The 20,032-nt window shown below is 71.1% G+C and carries 18 protein-coding genes; 8 read left to right on the forward strand and 10 right to left on the reverse strand.

Features of this window, described 5'->3' with window-relative positions; genetic code table 11:
* Positions 1 to 7: 7 nt before the first annotated feature.
* Positions 8 to 937: an oligopeptide/dipeptide ABC transporter ATP-binding protein gene (locus ACN265_RS19495; RefSeq protein ID WP_421408869.1), complete on the forward strand. Its 930-nt coding sequence runs from the start codon at positions 8 to 10 to the stop codon at positions 935 to 937.
* On the forward strand, positions 934 to 1,719 hold the full coding sequence (locus ACN265_RS19500) for a class I SAM-dependent methyltransferase (protein ID WP_421408870.1): 786 nt from the start codon (positions 934 to 936) through the stop codon (positions 1,717 to 1,719). Before ACN265_RS19495 ends, ACN265_RS19500 begins: the two co-directional genes overlap by 4 nt.
* 10 nt (positions 1,720 to 1,729) lie before the next feature.
* On the opposite strand, the gene ACN265_RS19505 is transcribed toward ACN265_RS19500, so the two are convergent.
* The 4 genes from ACN265_RS19505 to ACN265_RS19520 are packed head-to-tail and all read right to left on the reverse strand — an operon-like array spanning position 1,730 to position 5,845.
* Positions 1,730 to 2,887: an acyl-CoA dehydrogenase family protein gene (locus ACN265_RS19505; RefSeq protein ID WP_421408871.1), complete on the reverse strand. Its 1,158-nt coding sequence runs from the start codon at positions 2,885 to 2,887 to the stop codon at positions 1,730 to 1,732.
* Positions 2,884 to 4,038, reverse strand: coding sequence for an MFS transporter (locus ACN265_RS19510; protein WP_420115316.1), 1,155 nt, complete (start codon positions 4,036 to 4,038; stop codon positions 2,884 to 2,886). Before ACN265_RS19510 ends, ACN265_RS19505 begins: the two co-directional genes overlap by 4 nt.
* Before the next feature lie 29 nt (positions 4,039 to 4,067).
* Positions 4,068 to 4,811 carry a class I SAM-dependent methyltransferase gene (locus ACN265_RS19515; protein WP_420115317.1) on the reverse strand — a complete coding sequence of 248 codons (744 nt, stop codon included), beginning with the start codon at positions 4,809 to 4,811 and terminating at the stop codon, positions 4,068 to 4,070.
* A 2-nt stretch (positions 4,812 to 4,813) separates the two neighbouring features.
* Complete coding sequence (locus ACN265_RS19520) at positions 4,814 to 5,845, reverse strand: enolase C-terminal domain-like protein (RefSeq protein ID WP_421408872.1); 1,032 nt, start codon at positions 5,843 to 5,845, stop codon at positions 4,814 to 4,816.
* Positions 5,846 to 5,946: 101 nt separating this feature from the next.
* Here ACN265_RS19520 and ACN265_RS19525 point away from each other — a divergent pair, with 101 nt between their 5' ends.
* Complete coding sequence (locus ACN265_RS19525; RefSeq protein WP_421408873.1) at positions 5,947 to 6,684, forward strand: class I SAM-dependent methyltransferase; 738 nt, start codon at positions 5,947 to 5,949, stop codon at positions 6,682 to 6,684.
* Here ACN265_RS19525 and ACN265_RS19530 read toward each other — a convergent pair.
* Positions 6,681 to 7,904, reverse strand: a complete 1,224-nt coding sequence (locus ACN265_RS19530; RefSeq protein WP_421408874.1) for an ATP-grasp domain-containing protein — start codon at positions 7,902 to 7,904, stop codon at positions 6,681 to 6,683. The two genes, ACN265_RS19525 and ACN265_RS19530, sit on opposite strands and share 4 nt — an antisense overlap.
* 170 nt (positions 7,905 to 8,074) lie before the next feature.
* On the opposite strand from ACN265_RS19530, the gene ACN265_RS19535 reads away from it, so the two are divergent.
* Positions 8,075 to 9,115 (forward strand): pyridoxal-phosphate dependent enzyme, encoded by a 1,041-nt coding sequence (locus tag ACN265_RS19535; protein WP_420115321.1) that lies wholly within the window; start codon positions 8,075 to 8,077, stop codon positions 9,113 to 9,115.
* Between the two features lie 463 nt (positions 9,116 to 9,578).
* On the forward strand, positions 9,579 to 10,127 hold the full coding sequence (locus tag ACN265_RS19540; protein ID WP_420115322.1) for a hypothetical protein: 549 nt from the start codon (positions 9,579 to 9,581) through the stop codon (positions 10,125 to 10,127).
* A gap of 37 nt (positions 10,128 to 10,164) precedes the next feature.
* Here ACN265_RS19540 and ACN265_RS19545 read toward each other — a convergent pair whose 3' ends face one another.
* From ACN265_RS19545 to ACN265_RS19555, 3 genes are read right to left on the reverse strand one after another with little or no spacing between them, the layout of a single operon-like run.
* Positions 10,165 to 11,511, reverse strand: a complete 1,347-nt coding sequence (locus ACN265_RS19545; RefSeq protein WP_421408875.1) for a hypothetical protein — start codon at positions 11,509 to 11,511, stop codon at positions 10,165 to 10,167.
* A gap of 19 nt (positions 11,512 to 11,530) precedes the next feature.
* Positions 11,531 to 12,730 carry an ATP-grasp domain-containing protein gene (locus ACN265_RS19550; protein WP_420115324.1) on the reverse strand — a complete coding sequence of 400 codons (1,200 nt, stop codon included), beginning with the start codon at positions 12,728 to 12,730 and terminating at the stop codon, positions 11,531 to 11,533.
* Entirely contained in the window at positions 12,727 to 13,680 is a 954-nt protein-coding gene (locus ACN265_RS19555) for a glycosyltransferase family 2 protein (protein WP_421408876.1), read from the reverse strand. The genes ACN265_RS19550 and ACN265_RS19555 overlap by 4 nt, the downstream gene beginning before the upstream one ends.
* Before the next feature lie 284 nt (positions 13,681 to 13,964).
* On the opposite strand from ACN265_RS19555, the gene ACN265_RS19560 reads away from it, so the two are divergent.
* Positions 13,965 to 15,746, forward strand: coding sequence for a carbamoyltransferase (locus ACN265_RS19560; protein ID WP_421408877.1), 1,782 nt, complete (start codon positions 13,965 to 13,967; stop codon positions 15,744 to 15,746).
* Entirely contained in the window at positions 15,743 to 16,414 is a 672-nt protein-coding gene (locus ACN265_RS19565) for a hypothetical protein (protein ID WP_420119178.1), read from the forward strand. The genes ACN265_RS19560 and ACN265_RS19565 overlap by 4 nt, the downstream gene beginning before the upstream one ends.
* Here ACN265_RS19565 and ACN265_RS19570 read toward each other — a convergent pair.
* Positions 16,411 to 17,526 carry a UDP-galactopyranose mutase gene (locus ACN265_RS19570; protein ID WP_421408879.1) on the reverse strand — a complete coding sequence of 372 codons (1,116 nt, stop codon included), beginning with the start codon at positions 17,524 to 17,526 and terminating at the stop codon, positions 16,411 to 16,413. The two genes, ACN265_RS19565 and ACN265_RS19570, sit on opposite strands and share 4 nt — an antisense overlap.
* A 158-nt stretch (positions 17,527 to 17,684) precedes the next feature.
* Here ACN265_RS19570 and ACN265_RS19575 point away from each other — a divergent pair, with 158 nt between their 5' ends.
* Positions 17,685 to 18,707, forward strand: coding sequence for a hypothetical protein (locus ACN265_RS19575; RefSeq protein WP_420119176.1), 1,023 nt, complete (start codon positions 17,685 to 17,687; stop codon positions 18,705 to 18,707).
* On the opposite strand, the gene ACN265_RS19580 is transcribed toward ACN265_RS19575, so the two are convergent.
* Complete coding sequence (locus tag ACN265_RS19580; RefSeq protein WP_421408880.1) at positions 18,679 to 19,992, reverse strand: phenylacetate--CoA ligase family protein; 1,314 nt, start codon at positions 19,990 to 19,992, stop codon at positions 18,679 to 18,681. The two genes, ACN265_RS19575 and ACN265_RS19580, sit on opposite strands and share 29 nt — an antisense overlap.
* Between the last annotated feature and the right edge of the window lie 40 nt (positions 19,993 to 20,032).

Here is a 20,032-nt window from a genome sequence, read left to right on the forward strand (position 1 = left end):
GGCCGCAGTGCGAGTGGCGTTCCCGATCGCCGGCAGGCTCGTGCCGGTGGTCCGGGACGTCGACCTGAGTGTCCGCCCCGGCGAGCTGCTGGCGCTCGTGGGTGAGTCCGGTTGCGGCAAGTCGACAATCGCCCGGACCGTGGTGCGGCTCGAACGCCCGATCGCCGGCACGGTGTCTCTGGACGGCGCGGACGTCCACGCGCTGCGTGGTGACGCCCTGCGGGCGTACCGGCGGGCGGTACAGATGGTCTTTCAGGATCCGTTCCAGTCGCTGAGTCCGCGGCAGACGGTCGCCCGGGCGCTCGCCGAACCACTGCACATCCACCGCATCGGCTCTCGGGCGGCACGCCGCCGGCGGGTGGCGGAACTGCTCGACCTGGTCGAGCTGGACCCGGGTCTCGCCGGGCGGCGGCCGCGTGAGCTCAGTGGAGGGCAGCGCCAACGCGTCGCGATCGCGCGCGCTCTCGCGGTGCGGCCCCGGCTGCTGATCTGCGACGAACCGGTCACGGCCCTCGACGCGCCCGTGCAGGCCACCGTCCTCAACCTGATCCGGGACCTGGTGGACAGGCTCGGGCTCGGCTGCCTGTTCATCGCGCATGATCTCGCCGTGGTGCGCCAACTCGCCGACCGGGTGGCCGTCATGTACCGGGGCCGAATCGTCGAGAGCGCACCCACGCTGCGCCTGATGGATGCCGCCCGGCACCCGTACACGCAGGCGTTGCTTGCGGCCGTCCCACGCCTCGACGCGGACCCTGCGCCGGCCCCTGCGCTGCGTGGGGAGATGCCCGGCCCGCTCGCCAGCATCGACGGGTGCGCCTTCAACCCGCGTTGCCGGCGGGCGTTCGACCGGTGCGAAGCCGAACGCCCACCACTGATCGTCGGCCCCCGTCCCGACGAGTCCGTCGCCTGTCACCGACAGAATCAGGAGCAAGCATGATCGACCAGACGATCGCGCAGGCCTCGTTCGCCGACCTGCTGCGCCGTTGGGATGTCCAGCAGGACATCTACATCGAGCAACGCGAGCGGGTGTTCACCGTGATGTTCGACGTCCTGGAGCAGCTCTGCCCGCGGCCCGGCCTGACGGTGCTCGATCTCGCCTGCGGTCCCGGCGCCATCAGCGAACGCTTTCTCCGCCGCTTTCCCGAGGGCCGCGCGGTGGCGCTTGACACCGATCCGGTGCTGCTCGCCATCGGCGAGGGCGCGCTCGGCGACCAGGGCGGGCGGCTGCGTTGGGTCCGGGCGGACCTTCGTGATCCGTCGTGGTCGGAGCGGCTCGGCAGTGAATCCGGTGAGGGCTCGTTCGATGCCGTCCTGTCCAGCACGGCGCTGCACTGGCTCACGCCGCCCGCGCTGACGGCGGTCTACCGTACCGCGGCCGGGTTGCTCCGCCCGGGTGGCGTCCTGGTCAACGCCGACTACCTACCACTACCCGCGGGCAGCCGTCTCCGGGCCGCCTGCGAGGCCATCGACCGGGGACGCCAGCAGCACGCGATCGACGCCGGCGCCGAGCCGTGGGAGGACTGGTGGGCGGCCGTCGAAGCGCACCCGGCGCTGGCCGACGCCGTCGCCGAGCGGCAGACGCTGTGGCCAGAAGGGGCCCGTGACTGGACGGGTGCCACGCTCGACTATCACCAGGCCGCCCTCGTGGAGGCCGGGCTGACCGAGGTCGGCGTGGTCTGGCAGGATCTCGAAGAGCGGGTCCTGGTCGCGATCCGCTGAGCAACGGATCTCAGCTGTACGCCGTGGTCGGTGGCGCGGTGCCGGTGAGCAGGTGCACGCCGAGTTCCCGGGCCTTATAAACGACTGGATCGTGGACGGTGAGCGTCCGGGCGTCACGCCAGAAGCGGTCCAGTCCGGATGAGCGTGTAGTGGCGCGAGCCCCGGTGAGTTCGAAGATCCGGCTCGTTGCCTCCATCGCGAGGCGGGTAGCTACGACCTTCGCGGCCGAGACCGTCAGCGCGGTCCGGCCACGTTCGGCCGGGGTCAGGTCCGGGCCCCGCCGGTCGGCCTCGGCGAGGGCGCGGGTCGCGTCGTCGGCCAGCAATCGCGCCGCCTGGAGGCTCGCGGCGAGTTCGCCGTATCCGGCGAGCACGTGCGGGTCGTCGACGGCCCTGGCCAGCCCGCTGGCTGGCCAGGGCCGGGACTGCTCCCGCGTGTAGCTGGCAGCCTCGTCCAACGCTCCCTCGGTGACGCCGACGAGTACCTGGGTGAGCACTGTTTGGAAGGCGAGGGAGACGAGCGACAGTTGCTGCCATCTCGGGCTCGTCTCGTCCTCACCCGGCGGGAAGGTGCCCAGCACGTCGGCGGAGCCGGCCGTGACATCCCGCAGGACGATGCTGCCGCTGGCCGTCAAGCGCTGACCCAGGTTGTCCCAGTCCGGCGGATGCGAGAGCCCGTCCACGTCACCGGGTACGACCACCACGATGCGGGACGCCTGGTCGTCGCGAATCGCGCCGACCAGGATCCGGTCAGCGACCGCACATCCGGTGGCGAACGCACCCCGGCCGGAGACCGTGAACGTGTCTCCGGTCGTGGTCGCCACGATGGTGTCGCGCGGGTTGCTGACGGACGCCACGAAGAGCCCTTCGGCTCTGACATCTTGTCGCAGTCGGCGGGCCAGGTCGGCGTTGTCGTACAGGCGAGCGCGCCAGAGGTGTGTGTAGTGGTAGCCGAGGAGGTGTCCGATCGAGGCGTCGGACGCTGCGACGATGCGGGTGACGAGGTGCGTCGTCTCGAGGTCGTCGGGATCGGCCGCGAGTAGACCGCTGCCGCGTAGCAGCTGGATCTCGGCGCGCGGCGGTCGGTTGGCGCGCTCGCGCGCGACCACGTCCTCGCGCAGGCGCCCCGCGACGGCGCGGGCCGCGGCGACTGCATCGGCCGGGTTCATCGGGGACCCACCGGTGCGGTCGCGGGGTGCCGGAGCCTTCGGCACACCAGTACGACCAGGATCGGCAGCAGCACACACTGGGCGGCCACGGCCAGCCATAGCCCGGGCAGGTGTCCGGCGGTCTCGAACGCCTGGTAGACGACGCCGCCGACGACACCGCTGAGGAGCGCGCCGACACCTTCGGCGAGCCGCTGGTGCCCGAAGACCACCGCCGCCGAGCGGGGGGTGACGGCGAGCGCCTCAAGGACGTTCTTGAGGAAGAGTATCGAGTTGCCCACGCCGAGGGCGACGATGCCGGCGGCGATCGTGAGTTCGTGCCCGCCGGCGAATGCGGTCATGCCGATGGCCAGGCCACCGAACCCGATCGTCATCGCCTGGGTGTACCGCATCTGTTCGACCCGCCCGGCCAAGAGTGGTTGCAGCACGACCAGCAGCAGCGAATAGCCCATCATGGCTGATCCGTAGAACACCGTGGGCACCCTTCCTTCCGCAAAGGACGCGAGATACTGGTAGAAGTACAGGTGGAGGTAGATGGTCAGGGCAGTCACCGTGAACGGCAGAACCGCCAGTCCGCTCAGGGCACGGTGCAGCGGCTCGACGGCCCGGGCATGGCCACGGGAGTCTGGCGGCAGGAGCGCGTGTCCGATCGTCAGTGCGGCATGCAGGGTGGCCGCGGCGGCGAACATCACCCCCGGGTCGTTGATGAACAGCGCACCTACCACCGGCCCGAGGGCGATCCCGGCGTTGCCGGTGGCGTAGCTCGCCGACACCAGCCGCGGCTGCTCGTCCGGGCCCGCGCCGTGCACCGTGTAGGCGCGGACCGCGGGCGAGTACAGAGCGGTGGCCGCCGACCGGATCATCAGCGCCAGGACTGTCACCGCCGGCCATACCTCGCCAGCGAGCAGTCCCAGCGAACCGAGCGTCTGCAGCGCCATGGCCAGCAGCAGCGAACGCCGCAGGCCGAGGTGCTCCGCCAGCACCGCGCCCGGCGCTCCGCCGGCGAACTGCACGAATGCCGTCAGCCCCAGGACGACGCCGACCTGATCCATGCTCAGGCCCATCCGATGCCGCAGCAGGATCGCCAGGTACGGGTAGACGGAGAAGCCGATCAGGTTGACGAGCAGCCCGCTGCCGAGCAGGGCGATCCGCACCCCGGTGAACGAGCCGAGTGCGGCGGGTCTCACCCGCTTCCCTTGCTGCCCCGGATGATCAGTCGGGTCGCGTTGGCGTCGTAGGGGCCGCCGTCCAGATTGCCGAAGCACTCGATCTTCCCGAATCCTGCCTCCGCGAACATGGCGCGCAGTTCGGCGGCGCTGTAGACGTAGCAGGTGAGGGAGGTGTGCGCGGCGGTGTCGCCCCGCACCAGGGTCCAGTCGGTTCGGTAGCGGGTCCAGTCGTCCAGGATCGTGTCGCGCATCACCACCATGCCGCCGGGCACGTCGACGATCTTCGGTGGTCCGACCCACGACGCGTATGTCTCCTTGCTCAGCAGATCGACGAGCAGCTGGCCGCCTGGAGCGAGGGAACGGTGGGCGTTGTGCAGCACCCGCATGTTGTCCTCGTGATCGTCGAAGTAGCCGAAGGAGGTGTACATGTTCACCACGACGTCGTACGCCTCCGGCACCCCGTACTCGCGAACGTCCGCTCGCACGAAGGACGCCGTCGCGCCGGCGTCGGCGCACGCGGACGCAGCGCGTTCGAGCAACTCGGGGTGCAGGTCCACGCCGGTCACCTGGTAGCCACGGCGAGCCAGCGGCGCGGTGAAGAACCCCGTGCCGCAGCACTGGTCGAGCACGCGGCTTGCGGGAGCGAACGCGAGCAGGGGTGAGGTGGCGACCGCATCGGCGGCGGCCCGCGCACGCTCGGGTGTGAAGAGCACCTCCGAGAAGCCGGACCACAGGTTCATGTCCTCGTACCAGTTCACCGTCAACTCCGTCTCTGGCTGGTCGCGGGCGCCACCCCGAGCCCGGGTCCGTCGCCCAGGACGATCCACCCGCCCTCGAGTCCGAGTCCGCGGAAGGGCTGATCGCGGAGGTAGAGGTGCCCGTCGAGGTCGATGTGGTCGGCCAGCGGGGCGAGCAGCGCGGCCTGGCTGATGGCGAGTTCCGACTCGCACATGCAGCTGAGCAGCACCGTGAGCCCGGCTTGCCGGGCGGCTGTCATGACCCGTCGTGCGGCGCGGACGCCGCCCGCCTTGCACAGCTTGACGACGATGCCGTCGGAGTGTTCCAGGGCGGCGTGGACGCTTGCCACGTCGGTGCATCCTTCGTCCAGGACGATCGGGAGCCGGTCGGGAAGCTCTCTGTAGCGGACGTAGTCATCGATGCGGCTACGTGGGAAGGGCTGCTCGACGAGGTGCACGCCGAGCGCGCGCAGACGTGGCGTGAGGGCGCGCGCAGTGCTGAGGTCCCACGCCTCATTCGCGTCGATCCGGATCGGCAGCGGTGTTACCTGCCGGATGGCGTCGAGGACATCGATGTCGTCGGGGCCGCCGACCTTCACCTTGAACGCACCCACCTGCGGTGCGTTGCGGACCGCAGTAGCGGCTTCGGCCGGACTCGCGATCCCGATCGTGTACACCGTCGGCCCGATCCGGCGGGGCGCGGCGAGGATCTGCCAGGTCGGTCGTCGGCCGACCTTGCCGATCCAGTCGTGCAGCGCGCCGTCCAAGGCCATCCGGGCGCCGGCCGGCGCGTCCCAGGCGTCGACACGTTCGAGCGCCGCCTGCGGGTCGGTCAGGTCGGGACCGAGCAGGGCAGGGCCGTCGGCCTCGATGGCCCGTGCGACATCGTCCGCGGTGACCCCGTCGTACTCGATCGGCGTGCCCTCACCGTAGGCAACGATGCCGGCATGGGTGACGGTGACCATGCAGGTGTCCACAGCGTTGATCTCGCCGCGGGAGCTTCGCACGGTCTCGGTCAGCCGCAGCGAAACACGCTCGACGGACAGGCTCAGCATGACATGCCTCTCTCCGATCGTCGGACGCGCCGGAACCGATCGGGCACCAGCAACGACATATACAAGAAAGTGGATCTGACCGGTGGCGGAGGGGACGGCAAATGGAGTGGTTCGAGGACGAGTCGATGTGGACCGATTTCTCGGCGGTGTTCTTCTCGCCCGAACGTGCCGCGCAGGCCGAGACGACAGTCGCCTCGTCGCCGCTGCTGCGGCTGTCGCCCGGCACCAGGGTGCTCGACCTGGGATGCGGGCCGGGCACGTACACGATCCCGCTGGCCCGCCGCGGCGCGCAGGTGACCGGGGTGGATCTGAGCGCAGCGCTGCTCGATCGGGCCGCGACGGCAGCGGTCGAGGCCGGGGTCGACGTGCGGCTGCTGCGAGCGGACATGCGCCGGTTCGTCGAGGCCGGCCAGTTCGACCTGATGATCAGCATGTACACGTCGTTCGGCCTGTTCGACGACCACGACGAGAACGTGCAGGTGCTGCGCAACGCGCTCACCAGCCTCGCACCCGGCGGCCGGCTCCTCATCGACCTGTACGGCAAGGAGATCGCGGCCCGAGACGGGGCCGCGCCGATCATTTCCGACGTCGATGGGGGAACGCTGATCGTACGCGGAACCGTCCTGGATGACTGGACTCGTTTCCGGGACGACTTCTACCTCGTCCGCGGCGGCCGGGCCCGGCAGGCTTCCATCACGCATTACCTCTACAGTGCCGCCGAGCTCAAGCGGATGCTCACCGCGGCGGGCTTCACCGGCGTCGAGTGTTTCGGCGGATTCGATGCCGAGCCCTTCGACAACCACGCCCGGCGGCTCATCGTGCGTGGCACCCGGCCCTAGCACGCGGGGCGGGTTTCGACACGCACGGCACCCGCCGCGGCCACGGCGCGGTGTGTGGCGATCTCCGCGGTCGGCCCCTCGGCCAACAGGATCCCCACGTAGCCGCGCCCGTCGTTGAGGTGCTCGATGGAGGCGCCGACCGCCCTGGTCGGGTACCACTCGGGTCGACCAGGGTAGCGGGCGATGTCGTCGAGGCCATGCACGGCAACTAGGTCTCCGGGTCTGTCCGGGTACGCCAGTACGAACGCCACAGCCGGTCCACCGCCCATCGGCATGTCGAGCAGCCGCGGGCGGCGGCCGAGCGCGAGGTCGACCAGTCCCCCGTAGACATTCACATCCAGGGCCCGGCACATCGACTCGCCCACGAGCGCGCCGCCGATCCGCGGATTTACCTCGATCAGACGCGGCCCGTCGGCGGTCATGGCCAGCTCGACATGGGCGAACCGATCGGTGTAGCCGAGGACCGCCAGCACGTCACCGAGCCAATCCTCGATCGCCTGGAACTCGTCGGGCGGCATCGCCACCGGAAACGCGGTCACGTCCTCCCGGAACCAGGGCTGCGGCGACATGAGGCGGCTCGACATCCCCAGCATGCGAGTGCGACCGGCCCAGGTCACAGTCTCGGCACTGTAGACCGGGCCGGCGAGGAACGGCTCCGCGAACAACCGCCCGAACAGCGTCGCGCCCGCGGCCTGCCGGTGCAGGCGGGCGAGGTCCTCGGCGTCGCGGACGAGCCACACGTTCCGGCTGCTGGTGCCGGCGGTGTCCTTGACAACGGCCGGCAGGCCGACGGCTGCCGCCAGGTCGTCGAGCGACAGCGAGGCCACGTCGTCCACGGCGAACGCCGGGAACGGGCTCAGTTTATTGCCGTGGAGCAGGTCCCGGACGCGTGACTTGTCGCGCGCCAGCCGGATGACCGCCGGGTCGACACCCGGCAGACCGAGCTCGACGGCCAGCTCGGCACCGGTCACGCCCCACGTGTCGGTAGAGCTGATCAGACCCCGGAGGTCCTGGATCGCGCGCAGCGCCTGGGAGACCGCCTCACGATCGTTCGTGTCCACGGCGACGACCTGGATCGCCTCGGGCGGCAGCTTCGCGAGTTCGTGCAGGTACAACTCCTCGACACCGGTCAGCAGCACGATGCGCTCGCCGGCAGCCCGGGCGGCACGTACAAGGTGGGCAAGCCCGAAGGAGAGCATCTCGAGGCAGGCAATCGTCACGGTGTATATGTCGTCCCGTCGGCCCGAAGAGTTCCCGACCCATCACATCGATCGCCGTGGAACTAATGCGGCCGCCGGCACGACTTACCATCCGACGCGGACATGCGTCGACTTCAATGCGTTTTAAGTGTCTCCGCCATCCACCGGCTTCAACCCAGGGACGACCGCCGATGCCACTGCCGAACCTGCCCGACGTGCCAACGACCGTGCACAGCCACATCACCGACGCGATCCGGGCTCCCAGCCTGATCAGACTGTCGGACAACGTTGTGCTGCTGCGATTCGAGACCTTGAAGATCTACGCCGCGCTCGGCGCCGTCCGGGCCCTGCTCGCCGACGGCACAATACGGCCCGGCGACACCCTCGTCGACAGCTCGAGCGGCATCTACGCACTGGCACTGGCGATGGTCTGCCACCGCTACGACCTACGGTGCCACATCATCGCCTCCACCACGGTCACACCTACCATCCGGGCCCAGCTGGAGATCCTCGGTGCCACCGTCGACCAGATGCCGGCCGAGCACGATCTGCGGCTCGACCAGAACCGGCGAGTCGAGCGGGTACGCCAGCTGCTGCGCGCCAATCCCGGCATGCACTGGATGCGCCAGTACCACGATCCTGTTCATTATCTTGGCTACGCCGAACTCGCCGACCTGGTGCGCGCCGCGCTGCCGGACACGCGTCTTGCCGTGGTGTCCAGCGTCGGCACCGGCGCGTCCAGCGGAGGGCTGATCCAGCCGCTGCGAGCACATGACCCGGCAACCCCGCTCGTCGGCATCCAACCGTTCGGCAGCGTGAGCTTCGGCAGCGAACGGTTCCAGGACCCCGAAGCCATCATCGCCGGCATCGGCAGCGCCATCCCGTTCGACAACGTCCGGCACGACCTCTATGACCAGATTCACTGGCTGACATTCCGATACGCCATGGCTGGCACGATCGGCCTGATGCGCGACCACGCGGTCTTCGCAGGCCTGTCCACCGGCGCCGCCTACCTCGCGGCGGCCTGGACAGCACAACGGGACCCCGGCCGCACCCACCTCGTCGTGGGGGCGGACACCGGGCATCGCTATGTCGAACGGGTCTTCGCCCGCTACCCCGATGCCCTGAACCCCGACACGCTCAAACCCATGGAGATCGACTCGCTCGACGGACTCGCGCCGCCCTGGTCGGTCATGCGCTGGAGGCGCCACCCGAGAGCTCAGTATCCCTGAATCGCATGGCTGGAGCCGGGTGCTCACGGCAACGATGTCAACGCGCCCGGACGGATCGAGGGCTACCGGGAACTTCTGTGGCGTGGTGGCCCACCACAACGGGGCAGTAGCGTCTGCGGTGAACATTGCTCGACGGAGAGTCAACACGGTGTCGGACATACTCTTCGGGCTGTCGAGCGCAGGCACTGGCCGGAGGTCCGAATGAGGGCCAGCCAGAACGCGCAGCACGCGCACAACAATGCCGGATGCCATGGCAGCCACGCCCTCTCAAACCACCAAGCCCAGGTGCCGAACAGGTTCGATTACTCGACCGTAGAGCCATGCCGCAGGCGGGAAAGTCCTTGCGGTGCGGGGGCACTGCGGCTCTGTATCGGGTCATTCGCCGTCCAGGCTTCGTTTCCACGCCCGGGTAGCACTGATAGGTTCACGGTCCGGACGGGTTCGTGGCGGGGTAGGGATGACGATGTCGGTACGCCTGATCGGTGCCAACCCCGGACTCACCCTGTTCGACGCCGCCGGAGAACGCACCGCGTTCGCGTCGGTGTGGCGGGTGGACTGGTCCGAACGGGGCCCGGGGCAGGCGGTCGTGGTGTGGCAGGCGGGCGAGGTCCGGATCCTGACCCCACGACCGGAACTCGGCCGGTGGCTGACCGACGAGTTCACCCGGCACTTTCCGGAGGTCGCGGGCCTGCCGTGGGGCACACCGGCGGTGACGCACACCGCGGTCTGCCTCGACTACGACCTGGCCCGGGGTATCCGCGCGCAGGCCGCCGACGTCGTCGTGGAGATCGACGAGCCGCTCGACCGGCGGCTGATCCGGGTGCCCGAGTTCAACCTCGGCGGCACCCCGAACCTGCTCTCCACCGTGTACGTGCCGTGCGCTGCAGGGCGGCTGACCGTCGACGGGGTCGCCGTGGCGGGGTCACCACAGGTGACCCACGAGCCGACGGCGTCATCCAGCGCGTTCCTGGCTGACGCCGAGGTGTGGTGCCGGGTGGACGTTCCCAGCTGACCCGGTCCGGGCCGCCCAGCCCGTGACCGCCCGGTCCTCACCTGCTGACCGCCCGGCCTGCGGCGAGCCACAGCAGGGCCGCCCGGACCAACTCGCCGGCGACCAGCGCGGCGACGCCGCCGAGGGCACCCGTGACCGGCACGAGCAGCCAACCGGTCCCGGCGACGACGGCGAACTGCGCCGCCGCCGCCTGCGCCGACCAGCGTCGACCCCGCGCGCCGCTGACCTCCAGGAGCAGCGCCGACACGGCGTTCGCGCCGAACAGCACGATCTCCACGGCGATCGCCGGATAGACCAGGTCCGGTCCCGCGCCGGCCGTGGCGGCGGCGGTCAGCGCGACCGCTGCGGGCAGCCCGAACGCCATGGTCGCGCCGAGCGTCCGCCGGGCGGCCCGCCAGCCGGCCAGCTCGCCGGCCCGTTCGTAGCGGTCCGCGACGGCGGGTTGGACGAGGCGCAGCAGGTAACCCCACCCGGTGGACACCACCGACGTGACCACTACCAGCACGTAGAAGAGGCTGATCTCGGCGGCGTCCCCCAGGGCGGCCAGGGCGGCGTACAGGGCCGACGCGCCGGCCGTGCCCAGCAGTTCGGCGACGCCGAGCAGCGCCGCGGCGCGCAGCGCGACCCGGCGTGGCAGCGCCGGTACGTCGGAGGCGACCGCATCCCCGTGACCCGCAGCCGAGTCGGCGCACCGTGTCGTACCCTCGTGCGGGGCCGGGTGCTGCGCCGCCGGCTCCCGTGCGGTGTCCGCACCTGCTGCGGGACCGGGCGTGCCGCCGGGGGGCGCGGGCGTGCTCCGGTCGCCGCGCACGAGGCCGACGAGCAGCGCGACGTTCACCGCGATGCCGGCGGCGGCCAGCGCGGTGAGAACCTGGGTGGCTCCCGCTCCGGCCAGCGCCAGCGCGACCGCGGCCGCGTACGCGGCCGCGACGGCGAGGTACGCCGCTCCGTCGACCAGCGGGGCACCCCGCAGCCGGTACAGCGCGACGAGGACCGTGGCGCAGCCGATCCCACCGGCGGCGGTGGCCGCGGCGGCGTAGCGGACCGCTGTGTCCCCCGCGCCGGCCACGACCAGCAGCAGCCATCCGGCCAGTGGCACGGCGAGCCCGGTGACCGCGACGGCGCGCACCAGCCGGTGCAGGTGTGCGCCGCCGGGCCGCGCGATCAGGGTCAGCGCGGCCTTCTCCGGCCCGCTGGACACCGCCACGGTGTACCAGGCGAGCGCGCCGACAGGTCCCGCGTAGGCGGCGAACTCGTCCGGACCCCACACGGCCAGCAGGATCAGTCCCGCGGCGTACACGGCGAGCCGGTACGCGCCGCGTCCGGCCAGCAGGACCATCACGACGCGCGGTCGGGGCAGGGCGGTCGGGGCGGTTGTCCTCATGCGACCGGGTCGGGGCCGCTCACGGGCGCTCTTCCGGTTCTACGTCGAAGTGCAGGTGGGCGTCGACGGCGGCCAGGGTGGCGCGTAGCCGGTCGTGGTCGGGGGCGGTCGCGAGCAGGTAGCCGAGCTTCGCGCCCGCCCGGTGGTACGGCTCGACGTGGTCGCCCGGACGCACCGCGAGGATGAAGTCGACCAGGCCGGGCAGTGCCCGTACCGTGTCGTCGCCGCGGACGGCGACCAGCTTGCCCGGTCGGGCGGCGCGCAGCACCCGCATCGCCGCGCAGGCCGGCTCCCCGGGGGTCAGGTCGGGCCGCTCGCCGACGGCCATTGCCACGTACGCGGCGGTGACGTCGACGCCGTGTACGAGGCCGAGCAGCTCGGCGGAGCCGTTGCCGCCCAGGCGCGCCCCCAGTTCGATGACGATCACCCGGTTGTCGCGGTCGACGAGCAGGTCGGCGTTGAGCGACCCCCACTGGTAGTCGAGTGCGGCGACGATCTCCTCGGTGGTGGCCCGGCAGCGGGCGACGAGGTCCGCGTCCGCCCCGGGCATGACGTGTTCGAGGGTGACGAAGTGCGGCGGCTCGGTGAGGGTGCGTGCGCCGAGCCCGAAGAGCACGATCTCGCCGTCGGCGACCACGGCCTCCACCGCGTAGTGCTCGCCGTCGAGGAACTCCTCGACGATCACGATGCCCGCGGCGGAGTACGCGGCGGCGGCGTCCACGGCGGCGGGTACCTCGGCGGGTGACGCGCACAGGCTGATGCCGCGTCCGCCGCTGGAGTCGGTCGGTTTCACGATCACCGGGTAGCGCAGGTCCCCGCACCCGCTCACCACGGCCTCGGGCCTGTCCTGCACGAACCGGGGTCCGGGTTGGCCCAGCCGGTCGCAGACCGCGCGGAAGTATCCCTTGTCGACGGAGGCGCGCAGCGCCTGCGGGGAGAGCCCGTTGGGGAGGCCGAGCAGCTCCGACAGCCGGTACTGGGCGGGCAGGTTGACGTCACTGGCGGGTGAGACGACGCCGGCGAGGTCGTCGCGGGCGGCGAGCGCGGCGGCGACCACGGGCACGTCACGGGTGCTCAGATTGAGGAACTCCGCGGCGTAGGCGATCGCGGGGGCGTCGGTACGCGCGTCGATGCAGATGGTGTGCAGTCCGAGGCGTGCCGCCGTGACGAGGGTGGTGATGGCCCCGTCCGCGCCGCCGAGCACGGCCAGGGTTCTCATGCCGCAGGTTCCGGCAGGTGTAGCGGTGCGCGGGCCGGCCGCGCCGGGGGCCGCGCGAGCGTGTCCTCGGCGGCGGTCGGGATGTTGGCCTCGCGGATCAGGAACAGCGGCAGCCGGCCCGGCGGCCGGGCGATGTGCAGCAGGTACCGGGTGGCGACGGCCAGGCTGGCCAGGCCGGCGGCCAGCGCCAGCCCGAGCAGGGCCGCCGCGGCGGGCAGGCGGCCGGGCAGCAGGGCGCAGACCGCGCCGGCCAGCGCCAGTGCGGCGGCGGCGAGGCTGACCTGCCCGGCCGCGACGACCGGGCGCGGAGAGTGGGACATGAACAACTCCACGGCGTGCCGGGCCAGACCGCGTACGGTCACCTTGGCCTCGCCGCTGCGACGGGCGCGGTGCGCGGTGGGGACGGTCGTCCAGGCACCGGTCAGCCGGGGCAGGGTCGCCATGAAGTAGGGCGTGGCCAGGCGCAGGTCCACGACCCGGCGGGCGACGTCGGTGCGTAGCAGCCGGAAGCTGGTGCCACCGGCGGGGATCTCGATGCGCAGCAGCCGCCGGGCGATCAGGTCGTGCAGCCCGGACGCGGCCCGACGCAGCAGGCGGTCCTGCCGGTCCACCCGGATGCCGAAGACCGCGTCGTAGCCCTCGCGGGCCCGTTCGATCAGCTTGTGCGCCTCGGCGGGTGGGAACTGCAGGTCGGCGTCCAGGTGCAGGATCCAGGGGTGGCGGGCATAGCGGTAGCCCGCCGAGAATGCCGCTTCCAGCCCGAAGTTGCGGGTGAAGGACAGGTAGGACACCGATGGGTCCTTTTCCGCCAGCGCGCGGAACCGGTCCAGGGTGGTGTCGGTGCTGCCGTCGTCGATGAACAGGATCTCCAGGCCGGCGTATCCGGACAACTCGGCGACAATTTCCTCGTGGACCGCGTCGATATTGTCCGCCTCATTCAGACATGGCACGACAACGGTCAGAGCGAATCCGTCGCCGCCATGGTCGATATCCGGCAATACGGCCGCCTTTCCGGCACATCGTCGCGCCACCGGTGGCGCCGGCACAGGTGAAGCCGGCGCGCAAACGACCCCCACAATAGCGGTATGCTTCGATTCCCCATACCCCCTGCCCGAATTCAGGTATCTCAGTGGATATGCCCTCCGAATAGGAAAATGACAGCCCGGCAAATGTTGTCGAAGCCGCCGTTACGCGGCAAGCTCAAGCATCCAGTCGATGGGGATCGGAGAATCGCATGTACGTGCTGGGCATCAACCAGCATCACGACTCGGCAGCCGGGCTGGTGCACGACGGCCGCATCGTGGCCTTCGTGGAGGAAGAACGGGTCTCCCGCGTGAAGCACGACGGGACCTTCCCGGCGCGGGCCATCCGCGAGTGCCTGGCGACCGCCGGCATCACCCTGGCCGAAGTGGACCACGTCGCCTACTTCTGGCAGGCCCGCAAGGAGGTCACCCACGCCCTCAAGCACTTCGTCACGCACCTGCCGGCGACACTCGCGGTGCTACGCAACGACGCGGGCACCTACGGCGGCAAGGCGTCGGGAATCGCCGCCACGATCCGTTCCGCAGGCGTGCAGTCGCACTCCGACGACTACCACGTCGGCGGCGCGCTCCTGCTGCACCTGCGCCGGTCGTACACGATGAAGAAGATCCTGTGCGAGGCGGTCGGCCACACCGGACCGGTGCGCTTCACGGTGCACCTGGTCGACCACCACCTGTCCCACGCGGCCAGCGGGTACCTCCTGTCGCCGTGGGACCACGCGGCGATCATCACCTGGGACGGCATCGGCAGCGACGGCACGTCGACCTACCTCGCCGTCGGCGAGGGCGACCGGATCCGCGACGTGCGCCGGGTCCGCTTCCCGCACTCACTGGGCGCCCTGTACGCCTGCGTCACCAGCTACCTCGGCTTCCACCCCACCCGCGACGAGGGAAAGGTGATGGGACTGGCCGCCTACGGCGAGCCGACCCACGTCGAGGCGATGCGGGAACTGGTCCGGCTGCTGCCCGACGGGCACTACGAACTCGACCTGAGCTGGTTCCGCCACCACGCCACCGGCAAGCACCAGATGTCGGCGAAGTTCCTGGAACGGTTCGGCCCGCCGCGCCCGCGCACCCGTGACGAGGTGCCCCAGTACTACGCCGACATCGCGTACGGCCTACAGACCACCCTGGAGGAGGCGGGCCTGCACGTCGCCCGCTGGCTACAGCGGCACACCGGTGAGACCCGCCTGGTCACCGCGGGCGGGGTGGCGCTCAACAGCGTCATGAACGGGCGGATCCTGCTGGAGACCCCGTTCGAGGACTTCTTCGCCCAGCCCGCCGCGGCCGACGACGGTTCGGCGCTCGGCGCGGCGTTGCAGGTCGGCGCGAGCCTCGGCCAGCCCCGGCCCACCGGCGGCTACATCTTCCTCGGGGCGCAGTACACCGAGGCGGAGATGGAGAAGGCGCTGGCGGATGCGGGTCTGCCCTACGAGCGCGTCGACGACATCACCGACACGACCGCGCGGGCCCTGGCCGACAGCAGGATCGTCGGCTGGTTCCAGGGGCGCATGGAGTGCGGGCCGCGGGCGCTGGGCAACCGGTCGATCCTGGCCGACCCGCGCGGCCAGGACACCAAGGACCGGCTCAACGAGAAGGTCAAGCACCGTGAGCCGTTCCGGCCGTTCGCGCCCTCCTGCCTGGCCGAACGCTCCGGGGAGTACTTCGCCTCCGACTACCCGTCACCGGTGATGCTGCTGGTCTTCGACGTCTTGGAGCACCAACGCCAGCGGGTGCCGGCGATCACCCACGTCGACGGCACGGCCCGCGTGCAGACCGTCTCGGCCACCGACAACCCGCTCTACCACCGGCTCATCACCCGGTTCGACGAACTCACCGGAGTGCCGATGGTGGTCAACACGTCGTTCAACGACAACGAGGAGCCGATCGTGCGAACCCCGGCCGACGCCGTGCGGTGCTACCTGCGTACCGGTATGGACGCCCTGGCCCTCGGCCCCTTCTGGACCCAGAAGTGATCCGCCGCTGGTGGTGGCTGCTGCCGGCGACGGTGGGCGGCGGCCTCGCCGCGCTGATCATGCTGGTGCTGCCGCCGGACCGCACCATCGACCACCTGGGCGAGGTGCTGCTCAAGACCGCGCCGCTGCTGTGCGCGGTACTCGCGGTCGCCTACTTCCCCCAGCGCCCGGCGCTCGGCCTGGCACTGCTGGCGGTGCTGTTCGTCGGCTACATGGCAGTGGTGGACACCCTCAACGTCGACCACATCTTCGGCTACGCCGAAGCCGCCGACCAGGACGCGGCGTTTCCCCGGCTGTACCAGTGGACGATCTTCCTCAACGCGTTCACGGTGCTCGCCGTGCTCTTCGCCTACCGGCTCGGTGGCGCGTCGGCGGGCCGGGTGCTGCGGGCGGGCCTGGCCGCGATCCTGGTCCTGATCTCCGGCCTCAACGACCTGTCGTTCTACTACACCAACGACTGGAACGGCCCGAGACCACGGGTGCTGCACTGGGCGTCACACATCACGGTGTTCGTCGGTGGTCCGCCCACCGCGGCGGTCGCGATCGTGTTCTGCGCGGTCCACCTGCTGCTCGCGGCGGTGATCCTGACGCTGCCGCTGGACCGGTGGGCGGCCCGCTTCGACGGCTGGGCGGTGAACCAGGCCGAACGCCCGCCCGCCGCACCCTAGACCTCGCCGAGGATCCGGCGGGCGGTGTTCAGCGCCTGACGGACGACCTGGTCCATGTCGATGTAGGTGTACGTGGCCAGCCGTCCGGCCACGTAGCGGGGCGGGCCGGGCAACCCCGCCAACTCCTCAAGGTAACGGCGGGCCAGCGCCCGGTTGGCCCCCTGCACGTCGTCGATCGGGTAGTGGCGCGCGGGCGCACCCGGATACTCGTAGCTGACCACGGTGCCCGGCCCGGTCTGGCCGCTCATCCACTTCGTCTCGATGGCCCGGGTGTGCGCCCTGAGCGGGCTCGGGGTGTTCACCACCCCGCACGTCAACGCGTGCTCCACCCCCGGCAGGTAGTGGTTGACCAGCCGCACCCCACGCCACGGCAACCGTCCCAGGTGCTCGGCGAAGAACTCGTCGAGCGCGCAGGTGACCACGACCGCGTCCGCGCCCGCACACACCTCGTCCCAGTCGTCGACGGTGACCCGACGGCCCATGACCACCGGCACGTCCCGCAGCAGCGCGTCGACCAGCCGCGGATAACCACCCTCCGGCCAGCCCTGGTGAGGGTCACGGAACAGATCGGTGTAACCGTCGTCGCGCAGCTCGATACGCTTGGGCGCCCACCCGGCCGCAAGGTTCCGGGGATCCTCGCCCCACTGCTTGCGGGTGTACCCCTCGATCAGCTCGCGGTACAGCGTCTCCCCCAACAGACCCACACACCAGGACTCGAAGTTGGCGGCGTCGGGCCGGGCCGGGCGGGCGGCCAACTCCCGCGCGATCTGCGGCCACCGGGGCAGGGTACGCAGCTCCGACAGCTGGGGCGGCCAGCTCAGTTCACGGTCGAACGCCTCGGTGCGCACCGTGTGCCGGTACGGCAGGAAGCGGACCAGACCCGTCACCAGCCGCCACACCTCGGCGTCGGCGGTGTGGAAGATGTGCGCGCCGGCCGGCTCGTAGAGGATGCCCGCGGCCGAGGCCGTGCGGAGCTGGCCGCCCCAGGTGGGATCACCCTCGACGACCTCGACGGCACGGCCCGCCACGTGCAGGAGATGAGCGACGGTCGCGCCGGCCAGCCCCGCCCCGATCACCCGCACGCAACCCATCGCCGGATGGTAGTGGGTCACGCACGTATCCGGGGTCCACACCCTCACCCGCCCGCCGCCACCCGGCCGGCCGCCATGCCACCACCCGGTCGGACCCGGCCGCCCTGCCGCGCACGAGACGGCATCGGGAACCCTGGCCGGCGGACGGTATGGTCGGCGGATATGAAGGCGGGTCGGGCATGAACGACGGGCTCACGGTCACCCTGCACGATCCCCATCTAGCCGACGCCCCCGCAGGCTGGGACGCCTTCATGGCCGGAGAACACCTGATGGCGGCGTGGTCTTGGCCGCTCGTGCGGGCGGCGGCGAGCCGACGGACGGTCATCGCCGCAACCGTCCGACATGGACCCGACGTCGTCGGGCTGATCACCGGCCGCTTCCACGGACCACGGACGGGCCGCTCCACGGTCCCGTTGGCCGGAATCGTCGACGTCGACAGCCTCTCCTCCAGCACACTGCCGGGCATCACGCTGACCGCCGGGGCCGACGGGGCCGCGCTGACCGACACCATCAGCGCACTCCGGTCCGCGCTGCGGGAGGCCCACGGCGGGCGGGTACGCGGCCTGATGTTCCGTCAGGTGTCCGCCGAGACCCTGCCCGCGCTGCTGACCCGACCAGCGATCGTCCGCGAGGGCGGCCCCATCGCGTGGTTCCCCAACCGCTTCGCCTCACTGGAGGACTACCTACGGTCGCTGGGCCGGGGCCGACGCTACGACCTGCGCCGCATCCTGGCCGCAGTCGCCGCATCGGACCTGCACGTGACGAGCACCCTGCGGGGGGAGCCGGTCCCGGTCCAGCCGGCACAACTGTGCGAGCTGATCGCAAGCGTCGTGAACCGCCACCACGACAAGTGGTGGCTACCCAAACCGCTCATGTCCCCCGCCATGGCCGCAGCACAGCTCACCACGCCCGGCGTCCACCTCAACGGCTACCGCGACGGCGACCGGCTCATCGCCCTCAACGTGATCTTCGACCACCCGGAACTGCCGCTCTCGGCCGGCTGGGGCGCGTTCTCCGTGGCCGAGGGCGGCCGTCGGGACCTGTGGTACCACAACAACCTCGAACTGGCCCGCTGGTGCATCGACACCGGCCGCCGTGGCTTCCTCAGCGGCCAGGGCAGCCTCGTGGAGAAACGCCGCCTCGGCCACGAGATGATCCGCCAGTGGGCCGTGCTCATCCCCTTTCCGCGCGGGGCCCGGTGACCCCCGGCCGGTAGGCCGACTCGACGAAGCGCCCCTTGCCTCCCGGCGTCAACGCGATCCGCTCCGCCCGCACGAACCGCGGTACGACGGGGGCGTCCACCGCCTCACCCAGGGCCTGCTCGAACGCGACGCACGCGGCGGCGAAGGCCGCCTCGCCGGCAGCCTCGGGCACCAGGTGCACCGTGACCTCGCCGGCCTCGTCCTGCCGGACCATGCACTCCGCCACACCCGGCGTGTGCATCGCCAACGCGAGGAAGACACCGCTGTACACGCGTCGGCCGCCGGGCAGCGTGACGAAGTCGTTGGTGCGCCCGTCGACCAGCCGCATCCGGCGGAACCGGCTACCGCACGGGCAACCCGCCGGCAGGACGTGCGCCCGGTCACCCAACTGGTAGCGCGGCAACGGCATGGCGCGCTCACGGAAGTGCGTCACCACCACCGAACCGGTGACCCCCTCAGGGACCGGCGTGCCCGCCTCGTCCACGATCTCCAGCCACACCCGGTCCTCGTCGACGTGCATCGCGCCCGCCGCGCAGCCGCTCGACACCGTCAGCACCTCGTACGCCGAGTACTCGTCGTACACCGGCACCCCGAACCGCTCGGTGAACTGCGCGGCGACCTCGTCGGTCAACAGCTCCGAGTCGGTCATCACCAGCTTCAGGCCGCGCCGTAGCCGGGCCAGCTCACCGGGGTCGAGGGCACGCAGCAGACCCCGCAGGACCACCGGATAACCCATGATCAGTTGGGGTCGGACCGCGAGGACCGCCCGCGCTATCGCCGCGTCGGACTGACCGGCCGGCACCACCACCCGCGGGAACAGGCCCAGCCGCTGGAACCAGCGCACCGGCCGGGGAAACGGCTTGATGTGCGCGATCCGCCACCACGGACGGTAGCCCGACAGCAGGAAACGCCGCAGCACGGTCGCGCCGTGGTAGCCGTACGCGTCGACGTCGTGGCGGATGTGCAGCCGCGTTCCGGTGGTACCGCTGGTGACGTCCGTCCGGTAGGCCCCGGCGGCGAGCCCCTGGGCGTGAAAGGACTCCACACCCGCGTCGAGCACGGCGCGTTTGGTCAGGATGGGCAGCCCGGCCAACTCGTCCAGGCTCGCCAGGGGCCCGGCCGGATAGTCGGCGAAGGCCGGCACCCGCTCACGACAGTGTCGCAGCAGCGCGTTGACACCCTCCAGCGCCAGCGCGCGGGTCCGTTCGGGGGCACGGTGCGGTGCCCGCCAGACCGCCGGCAGGTGCCGCAGCTCGCGTACGGCGACGGCGAGGCCCCCGCTCATCGGGGCCGATGGATGTCGGTAGGCACCACGCCACCGTAGC

The sequence above is a fragment of the Micromonospora sp. WMMD730 genome, from assembly GCF_049178955.1.
Lineage (GTDB): Bacteria > Actinomycetota > Actinomycetes > Mycobacteriales > Micromonosporaceae > Micromonospora > Micromonospora wenchangensis.

Bases quoted from the DNA above. Each gene is read 5' to 3' on its own strand.
- ACN265_RS19540 (WP_420115322.1), top strand. From the start codon at position 9,579: ATGTCGGTACGCCTGATCGGTGCCAACCCCGGACTCACCCTGTTCGAC.
- ACN265_RS19520 (WP_421408872.1), bottom strand. From the start codon at position 5,845: ATGCTGAGCCTGTCCGTCGAGCGTGTTTCGCTGCGGCTGACCGAGACC.
- ACN265_RS19575 (WP_420119176.1), top strand. From the start codon at position 17,685: ATGAACGACGGGCTCACGGTCACCCTGCACGATCCCCATCTAGCCGAC.
- ACN265_RS19545 (WP_421408875.1), bottom strand. From the start codon at position 11,511: ATGAGGACAACCGCCCCGACCGCCCTGCCCCGACCGCGCGTCGTGATG.
- ACN265_RS19550 (WP_420115324.1), bottom strand. From the start codon at position 12,730: ATGAGAACCCTGGCCGTGCTCGGCGGCGCGGACGGGGCCATCACCACC.
- ACN265_RS19580 (WP_421408880.1), bottom strand. From the start codon at position 19,992: ATGAGCGGGGGCCTCGCCGTCGCCGTACGCGAGCTGCGGCACCTGCCG.
- ACN265_RS19505 (WP_421408871.1), bottom strand. From the start codon at position 2,887: ATGAACCCGGCCGATGCAGTCGCCGCGGCCCGCGCCGTCGCGGGGCGC.
- ACN265_RS19535 (WP_420115321.1), top strand. From the start codon at position 8,075: ATGCCACTGCCGAACCTGCCCGACGTGCCAACGACCGTGCACAGCCAC.
- ACN265_RS19560 (WP_421408877.1), top strand. From the start codon at position 13,965: ATGTACGTGCTGGGCATCAACCAGCATCACGACTCGGCAGCCGGGCTG.
- ACN265_RS19525 (WP_421408873.1), top strand. From the start codon at position 5,947: ATGGAGTGGTTCGAGGACGAGTCGATGTGGACCGATTTCTCGGCGGTG.
- ACN265_RS19500 (WP_421408870.1), top strand. From the start codon at position 934: ATGATCGACCAGACGATCGCGCAGGCCTCGTTCGCCGACCTGCTGCGC.